Origin of the sequence: Alteromonas sp. CNT1-28 (assembly GCF_022348345.1) — a bacterium.
In the GTDB taxonomy this organism is placed as follows: Bacteria; Pseudomonadota; Gammaproteobacteria; order Enterobacterales; family Alteromonadaceae; genus Alteromonas; species Alteromonas macleodii.
Window position 1 is genome coordinate 20,637 of record NZ_JAKREZ010000041.1, and the last position, 11,757, is coordinate 32,393.

Annotated in this window: 7 protein-coding genes; 4 read left to right on the plus strand and 3 right to left on the minus strand. The window is 44.0% G+C overall.

The window, feature by feature from the left end; genetic code table 11:
* Positions 1-10 precede the first annotated feature (10 nt).
* Complete coding sequence (locus MHN02_RS19065) at positions 11-946, minus strand: rhamnogalacturonan acetylesterase (RefSeq protein WP_239247721.1); 936 nt, start codon at positions 944-946, stop codon at positions 11-13.
* A 203-nt stretch (positions 947-1,149) separates the two neighbouring features.
* Positions 1,150-3,849, minus strand: coding sequence for a TonB-dependent receptor (locus tag MHN02_RS19070; RefSeq protein ID WP_014949881.1), 2,700 nt, complete (start codon positions 3,847-3,849; stop codon positions 1,150-1,152).
* A gap of 681 nt (positions 3,850-4,530) precedes the next feature.
* Here MHN02_RS19070 and MHN02_RS19075 point away from each other — a divergent pair.
* The 4 genes from MHN02_RS19075 to MHN02_RS19090 all read left to right on the plus strand — a co-directional run bounded on the left by MHN02_RS19075 (position 4,531) and on the right by MHN02_RS19090 (position 10,655).
* The gene (locus MHN02_RS19075) at positions 4,531-5,736 is read left to right on the plus strand and encodes a glycoside hydrolase family 88 protein (protein WP_239219529.1); all 1,206 of its coding nucleotides are present in this window, start codon (positions 4,531-4,533) and stop codon (positions 5,734-5,736) included.
* Between the two features lie 33 nt (positions 5,737-5,769).
* On the plus strand, positions 5,770-7,236 hold the full coding sequence (locus tag MHN02_RS19080; RefSeq protein WP_239247725.1) for a glycoside hydrolase family 28 protein: 1,467 nt from the start codon (positions 5,770-5,772) through the stop codon (positions 7,234-7,236).
* Positions 7,237-7,249: 13 nt separating this feature from the next.
* A complete protein-coding gene (locus tag MHN02_RS19085) occupies positions 7,250-8,440 on the plus strand; it encodes a pectinesterase family protein (RefSeq protein WP_239247722.1) in 1,191 nt (396 codons plus the stop codon).
* Positions 8,441-8,531: 91 nt separating this feature from the next.
* On the plus strand, positions 8,532-10,655 hold the full coding sequence (locus tag MHN02_RS19090) for a response regulator (protein ID WP_014976843.1): 2,124 nt from the start codon (positions 8,532-8,534) through the stop codon (positions 10,653-10,655).
* A 52-nt stretch (positions 10,656-10,707) separates the two neighbouring features.
* Here the strand turns inward: MHN02_RS19090 and MHN02_RS19095 are convergent, their stop codons facing one another.
* On the minus strand, positions 10,708-11,595 hold the full coding sequence (locus tag MHN02_RS19095) for a WYL domain-containing protein (protein ID WP_110288683.1): 888 nt from the start codon (positions 11,593-11,595) through the stop codon (positions 10,708-10,710).
* Between the last annotated feature and the right edge of the window lie 162 nt (positions 11,596-11,757).

The following is an 11,757-nucleotide window of genomic DNA, read 5'->3' on the forward strand; positions in this document are numbered from 1 at the left end:
TTATGTGAGCTTACAACGTGTCTCGATATACGTATTTTGCCAGTGGGTGCGCTGTCGCTTTTAGCTCTCGCACGAATATTTGCGCCATTTTCGCCGCGCCCACAACGTTCAAGTGAGTGTCGTCCGTTTTGCCTTCAGGGTAGCGCGCATAAAGGTCGGCGGGCACCTTAATGAAGTAATGGTTGCTGTTAGGCTCGCCTACCTGAGCAAGAAAATCGCAAGTTAAAGCGTTCATAGGAATAAATGGCACATTATTTTGTGCTGCCACTTTCTTCGCTGCATCGGCATACGCCTGCAACGTCCGTTTTAACACACCTTCCTCAGTGAAATGACGCCTGCAAATACTACTTGCGATAATCACTGATGCCCCTTTTGCTTCAACATCCTGAACAAACTGATTCAAGTAAGCTGGATAAGCATTTTCCGGGTCGGCATAGCGAGCAGGATCCGACTGTTTTTGATCGTTATGTCCAAACTGAATAGCCACAAAATCACCTTCAGACAGATCGGATAACAGAAGCTGCCAGCGTCCCTCATCTACAAATCGCTTTGTGCTTCTGCCGTTAGCCGCATGGTTTTTAATATTAAGATTGGGCAGCATGAATTCAGGAAGTAATTGTCCCCACCCACGTTCTGGATATGACAACATAGGCTTGTCTGACATGGTTGAATCGCCGACCAGATGTAGGGTAACTGGCTTTTTGTAGGGTGGAGCTTTTACAGCCTCTTCACTGCCTTTATTAGTAGCGCTTTGGATTGAAGCACTTTGGGAACCCGAACTGGTAAGTGCATAAGCGCTAGATTGCGCCGCGTAACTAATGTGAAGTGTACTCGTGCCTTGCTGGTCTGCTACTGCAAAAGTACTCGATACAACAAAAACGCTTGCAAGACTGTAGCGCAGCGCGTTGAATATTTTCCCTGTGGTGAGTTTACTTGAATTTTTCACACCTTTTCTCCTTTTCAATATTTCTTTTGTTGCGATGCAAATTGCTCAAAAAGTGAGGTAGAGGCGTGCTGAACTCCTCCCGGCCTGCACTTTTTGCACATAAAAAAGGCCATCATTACGATGGCCAAACACACCCGTCTTCACGGAACACAACATTTAATTATTATCTCAGGCCGGCCAACATAATTGGCCGGCCTGTTTTTTTACATAGTATAACGAGCGCCCAAGAAGAACTGACGGCCCGTGTGGTTGTACTCACGTACCAAGTTCAAAGAGCCATCACCCGTGGTAAACAAGCGCTCGTACTCATCGGTAAGGTTAATGACTTCAAAGGTCAACGTTAGCTCGTCGTTTACGTTATAAAATGACGAGAAATCTACCTGCGTAGGTCCTGTCGTACCGTGCGCAACGTTACCGTTGCTGCCAGTAAAGTCTGTCAGGTAATCGTCGCGTTTGTTAACTGACACACGCGCACCGTATTGGTCTGTTTCGTAATACACCGTAAAGTTGTACGATGTTTCACTCATACCTTCGATGTCGTCAGCATTAACGTGAGTGTAGTTCGACACGATACCCATGTTTTCGAACAGTCCTGGTAAGAAACTTAGCGGCTGCTGATAAATTAACTCATAACCGCTTACACTTCTGTCTTCAGCGTTAATTGGACTGCTATGCTCGTATGGAATAGTGCGTGGGTCTAGTGCAATTACAGGGTCAAACTGTGCATCGTTGTCGATAAAGTCGTAGTAAGCACTGTCGACTAAACGCTCTTCTGATGCGCGAACAATCCAGTTATCAATGTCTTTGTAGAACACTGTTGCTGCTAGTAGCGCTTCGTCATCGAAGTACCATTCAACACCAAAGTCAACGTTGTTCGACGTAAACGGATCAAGGAATGGGTTCCCCACGCTCACCGAGCCGTTAATATAATCAAAGCTTGGGTTACCAGGGTTTAATGAGTTCAGGCTTGGGCGAGTCATAGACTGTGTTAAGCCAAGGCGAACAACTACGTCATCAGTTGCTTCAAGTGCTAAGTTAACTGCTGGTAAGAAGTTATTGTATTCGTTTTCGATTTGTACCGTTTCGCCTTGAATAAAGCCTTCAGAGGTTGTGGTTGTTTTCACATAACGCACACCGTAATTAGCGCGAAGTAACATGTCGGCAATCTCATAGCTCGTATCAAGCTCAAGGTACATAGCTGATGTTTCTTCGCCTACTTGCCAGCTTTGTGCAGAACGCGGTGTCCAAACAACATCTAACAATTGGCTATTAATAGCGTCAAAGTCGGCAACAAGGAACGGGTCAAGAGGGCCATCAAAACCACTTCCGAAATCGTCTACCGGCATAATTTCAGCAAAACCTACTGCCGAGTCTTGATCTGGGAAGCCATTTATTTGCTCTTCACTGTAGGTTACAACACGGTCATTGTAGGCAAAGCCAGCCTTAATAGTGACTTCATCACCTAAGTATGTCGCATCAAATTTGACCGTGTCGTTTTCACGCAATACATCAGTAGCACGTAATCGGCCATCGCTTAGATTATAGTTGCTTGCATCGTTAACATCGTAACCGTAAGTCACTTCTGGCGCGTTGCTGTTATTGCTAAAGTCAAAGCCGTAGCTGGTTTCTTCCAGCAGCGTCATATTGTAACGATATTGCTCTGAACGAGCGTCAGACTCTGCTGTACCGGCCATCATATCAAGTTTAAGGTTTTCACCAATAAACCACTCGCCAGAAATTACGAATTGGCTAAAGTCAGTAGTTGATTCCTGTAAACGGCTTTCAATACGCGATTTGATACCGTCGTACGTACCAGCCAGCACTTGTTGACCATTAGGATGAACAGTAATAGAGGTAGGCGTAATTTCTTCGAATGTACTTCTGAACATGTGGAAGAAGTTATACATGGTACGGGTGTTATCAAGCTTGGACACTAAACCGTCTAGCGTTAGTGTGAAATTATCTGTTGCAGCCCACTGAATTGAACCGGTGAAGCCTACACGCTCTTGATCATTACCAAAGTAGTCAGGTCTAGGTAAACGAGGAGTCCATAAACAATTAATCGGGTCTACCGACTCACCTTCATACTGGCAATCATCTACGTCAGGTGTGCCGTTAACAACCGTGTTTGATGTATCGCCAAAGATGCCACCGCCATCGCGAACTGGAGTAGTCCAACGAACTGTACCAAAACCTTCCTGTCTTACTGTACGCTCTGAGAACGCGGCCGAGAAAAGCACACCGACTTTGTCGTCAGCGAAACGGTTGCTGATCATGAAAGCGGCGCGAGGATCGGTCTCTTCTGTAATGCTGTTATAGCCGCCCTGAAGAGATGAAACGAATTTAAAACCGTCGTAATCAAACGGCTTTGCCGAATACAGATCAACCGTACCTGCAATGCCGCCTTCTTCCATAGAGGCGGTAGGAGATTTTTGAATATCTACGCGGTTGAACAATTCAGAAGCGAAAATGTTAAAGTCAAAGCCACGTCCACCGTTTACACCGCCACCTGAGTCTGTGCCATCTGTACTTGCTGGCACTTCCATGCCATTAAGTGTTGTGCGGGTAAATGAAGGGCTCAAACCACGCAAAGTAATTTGGCGCCCTTCCCCACCTTCACGAGAAATGGCTACGCCGGGTACACGTTGAATTGACTCAGCAATATTTAAGTCCGGGAATTTACCAATGTCTTGCGCAACAATTGATTCTTTACTGTTAACTGATGTTCGCTTTTCCATCAGTGATTTATTAAGTGATCCACGAAAGCCTGATACCTCAATGACTTCCATATTTTGCGCTTCGGTTTCACTGGCTTGTTCGTCTGTGGCTTCTTGCGCATGAATATGTGCGCCTGACAACGCTAGCGTAACAAGAACAGCGAGTTGCTTTTTCTTTGGTAACATTGTTGTTTCTCCGGTTTTTATATTTATAAGAGACGCGCATACTGACAAAAGGTGAAGATGCTTTTGAAACGTGTGTGAACTATTCAAATTTACACAAATTCAACATTTATCGTATTTAACCATTTCAATCCCCTTTGTGCCACCGGATAACATTTTGGTAATTAACACCGTCAATGCTTTACATTTATCCGATAACACGTCTTGGCTGTTAAGGAAGCGAAAACGCGTCAATTCTAATTCATTCTCTATAGTGGTCTCGTAAACCACCAAAACCTTGAATGAGAAGAGTTGCAGGGTACAGCTATGTTTTCTAATTAACGCAAAACTTCTCTTCGGCAATAATGTAAACCTCGAAAACAACACTCAAGCTTTACATTTGATTTACATCCTAAACAGTTATGCTACCGGTGGCAACAATTTTGTTGAAAAAATTTACAATAAGTAGAAATTTGATATGCAATGATGAAAAAAGAAGAGACTATAGAAACTTACCAAAGCAGGATGAGAGCTTTAATTAAAACATTTAAATACAGTCATTTACGTCGCATTGAACACATTTTAAACGCGTAAAACAAAAGTTAAAAAATGTAAATAATTCCGTTGACATATGAGCAAATAAAAACCATTATGCTACCGGTAGCACAGAGTGTGTTTACAATGTTATAAAAATAAGGGTTTGTTATGCTAAAAGGTATTCTACGCGCAGCTTCCGTTGTAGCTTGCACGGCGTTTGTTTCTTCCGCTGCTAATGCAAATGATTGGGTACAAATGCCTCTCGACAACACACAATCATGGTCTATGAGAATGATAGAGTCTGAGATGGTGCGTTTCCCAGAAGCTTGGCAAATCGATTGGGATGAGAAGCCACAATGGGATTACGTTCACGGTCTCAACCTCCTTGCCATAACAGAAGTCTATCAAGATACTAAAGATCCCCGTCTCCTGTCTTATGTAAAAGGTTACTACGACATGTTGGTTCAACAAGACGGAAGTATCAAAACCTATGATATCAATAAGTTTAATATTGATATGGTTAACCCTGGTAAAGTGCTGTTTTTCCTCTATGAAGAAACCGGCAACCCTAAATACAAAAAAGCCGCTGACCTACTTAGAACGCAGCTTACTACTCACCCACGTACCGAGCAAGGTGGCTTTTGGCATAAGAAACGCTATCCAGACCAAATGTGGCTTGATGGCCTATACATGGGGGCCCCCTTCTACGCTGAATACATTGTTAAGTACGGCGATATGAAAGAGCTAGACGACGTATTTTTGCAATTTGAACTCATTGAAGAGCACCTTTACGACGAAAAAACAGGCCTCCCCTTACATGGCTGGGACGCATCTAAGAAGCAAAAGTGGGCTGATAAAGAAACAGGTCTTTCTCAACATCACTGGTCACGTTCGCTAGGTTGGTATGCTATGGCAATGGTGGATGTGCTAGAAGTTGTTCCTGCCGAACATCCAAAAACACCGTGGCTAAAAGCGCGCTTTAAAGCGTTTATCGACGCTACGCTTACCTATCAACATAATTCAGGCACCTGGTATCAGGTTACTGACTTGGGAAGCCGTGAAGGAAACTACCTTGAAGCATCAGGTACAGCAATGTTGACCTACGCTATGGCTAAAGGTGCAAGCCTTAAGTTTCTTCCTGATGAATACAAAGCTCACGCAGAAAAAGGGTTTGCTGGACTCCTTGATCAAATGATTTCGGTTAATCCAGATACTAACGTTATCAGCCTTGAGCAAGTTTGCGCTGTTGCTGGTCTTGGTGGAAATCCATATAGAGATGGTTCATTCGACTACTACATGAGTGAGCCAATCAGAGCAAACGACGCGAAAGGTGTAGGCCCATTCATTCTGGCTGCACATTATTTGAATAAGTAAAAAGCGCTAAATTGTAAATAAAAGGGGTATATGATGGTCCGACCTAACTCACCGAATGCCAGACGTCACTTCTTAAAGTCTGGTCTCGCCACCACTGTTGCAGCTTCTGGGATGGCTGTAGGTGTTCCTACATTCCTATCCGGATGTGCAAATGTGACCGAAACGGGAAGGACTCAACGCCAGTGGGACGCCGAAGCAAACCTTATTAAAGGGATGATAAAGCGCCCCACCTTTGCAAAGCGCGAAGCTAATGTTACCGACTTTTTAAATGAAAATGGCAGTGACTTTAAGCAAGCGTTACATGCAGCTATCGACCAAGTCGCACGCCAAGGTGGTGGCAAAGTGGTTGTGCCAAAAGGCGACTGGCTATGCAGCGGCCCAATTCACTTACAGTCGAATATAAACTTGCATATTGAGGCAGGCGCAACAATTCGATTTTCTACCAATCCTGATGATTACAAACCATATGTTTTTACTCGCTGGGAAGGTATGGAGTTAATGGGTTACTCCCCTCTTATTTATGCTTTTGAGCAAAGTAATATCGCAATCACCGGCAAAGGTACGCTTGACGGTAGCGCTGCGAAAGACAACTGGTGGCCATGGAAAGGTAAGTGGAAGGCTTCAACATGGGGTGACGATCCGGTTGAGAACCAAAAATATACCAGAGACACGCTGCAAGAAATGGTAGAAAACGGGACACCCGTTAGTGACCGCGTTTTTGAAAATAATTACCTGCGCCCTCCGTTTATACAACCTTACCGCTGTGAAAATGTACTTATCGAGGGTGTTACCATCCTGCGCTCTCCATTTTGGTTAGTTAACCCTGTGCTTTGCAAGAACGTCACCGTTAACGACGTGTACTGTAAAAGTTTCGGCCCAAATTCGGACGGGTGCGACCCTGAAAGCTGCACGAACGTTCTTATCTCTAACTGTACATTTGATACAGGGGACGATTGCATTGCCATTAAATCTGGACGCAATGCAGACGGCAGAAGGATCAATGTTCCCTGCAGTAATATCGTCATAGAACATTGCGAGATGAAGGCTGGCCATGGCGGTGTTGTAATCGGCAGTGAAATATCCGGCGGTGTAGAGAATCTCTATGCTCAGCATTGCACCATGAGTAGCCCTGATTTAGACCGCGGCATTAGAATTAAAACCAACAGTATTCGGGGTGGCCACCTAAAAAATCTAAACTATCGCAATATCGATATTGGGACGGTGAAAGACGCTGTTGTCGTGAATTTCTTCTACGAAGAAGGTGATGCCGGTAACTTCCCTCCACTACTGGAAGATATCACTATAGAGAACTTGAACGTTGCGTCAGCTAACCGGGCCTTTGTGCTTCGCGGGTATGACCATACGCCTATTTCTGGGTTGACGTTGAATAACATAACGATAAAACGTGCGCTTAAAGATGCCGTTATCGAAAACGTAGCGCATCTTTCAATAAACAATGTGTTTATTAATAGCCAACCATTTAACAAGCACGGGCTGTAGAAGAATAAATACTATGGAATTTAATAAAGCACGTGTCAGTCTTAGTTTAGCCTTTGTGTTGCTGGCAGGTATACTTTTCAGTGGATTAAGCGCGGCAATGCCAGCAACGACGGATGTAGTGGTAGCTAAATCACATGACAGTGACGTAAGTAAGGACGCTTTACCTCATTTTAACTCTGTGTCCCAAGCTGTTACTTATATCGCGTCTCACAAGCCACAAAAAGATAAAGTATGGACCGTCTTTATTAACGAAGGCGTTTATCGAGAGCGTGTCGTCATAAACGTTGATAATGTTCACTTTGTGGGCCAGTCGCAAGAAACAACGACTATCGTTTTCAATCGATATGCAGGTCAACAAGTCGCAGAGAATTCTCAAGAAAAATGGGGAACTCGTCGCACTGCCACTGTGGAGATTTTAGGTGATAATATCACTCTGGAAAATATCACTATCACCAATGATTTTGATTATCCCGGTAACGAGGTCAAAGCAAAAGACGACCCTACTCGATTATCAGGTACGCAGGCAGTAGCGCTTAAAACCGATGTGAACTCAGATCGCACTTACCTTAAAAATGTCGCACTCTGGGGTTACCAAGATACCCTCTATTTAAAAGGTGACCGCGCTCTGATTGAAGGCGGAACAATAGCAGGACATATTGACTTTATTTTTGGTGAGGGCACCGCGTTTTTTGAAAGCGTTTCTATTGTTTCCCGTACACGTTATTCTGGCGGTGATAGCGAAGGACTAACAGGCTACATCACCGCCCCAAGCACTCATTTACAGCGTCCTTATGGGTTAACGTTCAATAACTGTAGGCTTGAAAGAGAACACGGCGTTCCAGATGAAAGCGTGGCACTGGGAAGGCCTTGGCATCCTACAACCACCTTTTCAGATGGCCGATATGCAAACCCTTACGCTGTAGGTAAAACCACGTTTATCAACACCTATATGGCAGGTCATATCATCCAAAAGCGCTGGACTACTATGGGTGGAACTACGCCATCAGGTACAAAGAGACCATTTAATCCCCACACAGAAGCAAGATTTTCCGAGTACCAATCTCATGGAGAAGGTGCACCTAAAGCAGTCTCCTCACCAGCAATAAACTCTCATTTTCTGAATGATAAAAACGCGGCTTTTTACACTAAAGAGGCGGTATTGCGAGGCTGGGTGCCTAATAACATCCCGAACGATATTGAATAGAGCAACATAAGCGTAAGTAATTTGCTCGGCACATTGCGTAACCACTTGGTATCTATTATCTTTTAGTAATCACTGTGCCACTACTACCCTTATGTCTATACGTGTTCGTTATATCGTTGCGTTATTGCTAACCGCTACACTCGTCACTCTTTCTTTTATTGTTCTGTACGAATTAATCAGTGATCAGAAGAAAGATGCTGAAATTATCAATATCGCGGGCCAGCAACGCATGCTTTCACAGCGTATTGCGTTGCTCACCTCTACACCAAACATTTGCGAAGACAGTGAAGAGCAAAGGTATTTGGCGCAATCGTTAGCACGTTTCAAACAAAATCATCAACAGCTTGTGTCACTCGATAACCTTCCCGCCTCTATCTCTAATACTTACTTTAACGAAGGCCAGCTCGACAACAAAGTAAACCGATACATAAAAAGCGCCGATCAAATTTTAGATGCAGCACAGTGTCAGCCCACTACGCTTTTAGATATTCAAGCGCTGACATCGCTATTACAACAGCTTGATTATGTCGTCGCGCGGTTCGAGCAAGACGCCACTGCTAGAGTAGATGTGGTTCTTTCGATTGAAGTTTACTTATGGCTAGCCACACTCGCTCTATTATGTATCGAGGCAGCATTCATCTTTTCCCCTATGGAGCGCACCGTTAAACGGTCATTTGCCAAACTAACGAGCTTGAAAGAGCAAGCGGAAAGTTCGGCTGATGAGGCTCGTAGAGCAAGCAAAGCAAAATCAGAGTTTCTTTCAAGCATGAGTCACGAACTTCGCACACCAATGAACGGCCTGTTTGGCATGATCGAGTTGGCCATAGACAACCCTGACAAAAGCAACATCTACCTTAAAAAAGCCAAAACTGCTGGTAGGCAACTCCTTGTGTTAATCAACGATATTCTCGATATATCAAAAATTGAAGCAGGCAAAATCAAAATTGAACAGGCGCCAGTCGACCTATTACAAGTCTTGGACGATGTGGTGTCGTTACAGCGGGTTTACTGCCAAAGAAAAGGCCTTGAATTTCATTACTTAAAAGACCCTGACTTACCTCACGTCATTAAAGGCGATATCACTCGTATTTCGCAAATTCTGCACAACTTGTTAAGTAATGCAATTAAGTTTACTGAACAAGGTTCTGTCACGTTAAAGGTCACCTATACCAAACGCCCAAATGGCAATTATTTAAGCTTCGATGTTATTGATACCGGCATTGGTATCGAGTCATCAAAGCTTGATAATATCTTTAAGAAATTTGAGCAAGCCGACCAATCCACCACCCGTGAGTACGGAGGTACAGGGCTTGGGTTAAGTATTGCGAAGCAGTTGGCGAAACTCATGCTCGGCGACATCAATGTAACCTCATTTGTAGGTCAAGGAAGTACCTTCAGTTTTACCATGGCAGCGGAAGAATCTCAGCTGCCCGACATTAACGTTGAACCCAGTGCTAATTTGCGCTGTGCGATAGTTGATGATTTACAAACCAGCCGCGAATATTTTGAGCATGTCGTTACCTCCATGTCGATTGTGCCCCAAAGTTATGATAGTGCAAAAGCCTACCTATCAGACAGCCCACTGGCTTTCGACGTTATTATTCTTGATTTGTCTATGCCAGAGATGAGCGGGGTCGATTTGCTAGAACAGTTGAAGGCGATGAACCCAGATAAATTTCCTAAAATCATTCTTATCTCTGCTGAACTGGAACGACTAGAAGATGAAAATGATGTGTCTGAACTTATCTGGCGTACGCATGCTAAGCCCATTAATCGTCGAGAACTTGAGCATGATTTAGGAAGGTTAATTGAGACAAAACCCGTATCTCATAATGATGTTAAAGAAGGCAATAAGAAGAAACGCATACTGCTAGCTGAAGACAACGAAATCAATGCCGAAATCGTGAAGACTATATTGCAGTCAGAAGGCTATAAGTTCCTGCATGTTAAGAACGGAAAAGATGCCGTGGACGTGGGCAAGCGACATCAATTCGACCTTATTTTGATGGACTGCAATATGCCCGTCATGGGAGGAATTGAGGCATCAACAATATTACGCAAAGCATTGGAGGTTGATACACCAATTGTTGCGCTCACTGCAAACGCTTTCGCAGAAGACAAAGAAGAGTGCTTGGCTGCCGGCATGACTGACTTTTTAGCCAAGCCTTTAGACAAAGACACACTACTGGTTTGTATCAAGAAATATATCGGTTAGCTGCATGTACTAACACTCAACAAGGAGCTGTTTGGCAGGCCACTTCCACATTTTATACGGTATAGGGTTCTTGCTCTGCAATGTACCCTGGCGCGATGGCTAAATTGTCGGTATTCGCAAGGCTCTGCTGATTCCTAAGCCAAAGTTGATACTCTCCGGTACGTAAGCTTGCATGTTTTGTACAATCAACATTCCAACGTCTAAGCAGGTATCCCGCCATGGCAGCCCGTACTTCCAATGTAAGCACGCCTTCTTCCATGGCGTAATCAAGCTCTATTGCGGTGGCATATTTAATATTCTTAGGATGCGGCACAATTTCAAGTGAGATAAGTCGCCCCCACTCTTCATCACAATCTATGCATTCATGGGTTTCAGGTTCTGCTTTAACCGTTACCTTACTAATTCGAGTTAGCACAAAATCTCTAAAGCTTTGTGATTTTCTGTCGAATGCGCGAACATGCCAGCGTTGACCGTTGTCAACAATACTGTGAGGCACTAACTCTCTTGCGCCACTGCCGCTTGAAAGCGACGTATAGATTACACTCATCGCCTTTTTGTTCACGATGGCTTGTACCACTTTCGCCACCACAAAAATATCAGGAACATTAAGTGAAGATGCACTTTCAACAGGGAAATGTATGTCACCGATCGCATCAAATCCATCTGATATGTCGTTGGCAAGCTTCACAAGGGTTCGCTTTGCATCGTGTTCAAAAACCGGAATAAAGCTTTCTGTTTGAAAGTAACGTTTTTCCCTTGGATCGTAGACCAAGTTATCAGGGGCGAGCTCTTTGTATAGTGTAAAGTCACGAGAACCAGCCGATAGTCCCACTTCAAAGCGATTTATTAAGTCTTGGCGATGAATAGCCCCTTTAAACAAAAGGCAGAAGTCGATATACGCCAGTCGTTGGCGTTGAGAAAAAGAAATGGTTTCTAACATGGTGCGCACTTATTGTATTTTTATTCAGTGTGGTTTATTTAAAGCCGTATGTAAATAGCAATATGTGTCGTCCTAATATAGGTTGACAGTTATTAGGCCAGCTCTCGAAGCTGGCCTTTTCTATTATGCACTGCGTTAGGCGTTTCCATATCTAATGCTAAG

Bases quoted from the DNA above. Each gene is read 5' to 3' on its own strand.
- MHN02_RS19070 (WP_014949881.1), bottom strand. From the start codon at position 3,849: ATGTTACCAAAGAAAAAGCAACTCGCTGTTCTTGTTACGCTAGCGTTG.
- MHN02_RS19075 (WP_239219529.1), top strand. From the start codon at position 4,531: ATGCTAAAAGGTATTCTACGCGCAGCTTCCGTTGTAGCTTGCACGGCG.
- MHN02_RS19080 (WP_239247725.1), top strand. From the start codon at position 5,770: ATGGTCCGACCTAACTCACCGAATGCCAGACGTCACTTCTTAAAGTCT.
- MHN02_RS19085 (WP_239247722.1), top strand. From the start codon at position 7,250: ATGGAATTTAATAAAGCACGTGTCAGTCTTAGTTTAGCCTTTGTGTTG.
- MHN02_RS19090 (WP_014976843.1), top strand. From the start codon at position 8,532: ATGTCTATACGTGTTCGTTATATCGTTGCGTTATTGCTAACCGCTACA.
- MHN02_RS19095 (WP_110288683.1), bottom strand. From the start codon at position 11,595: ATGTTAGAAACCATTTCTTTTTCTCAACGCCAACGACTGGCGTATATC.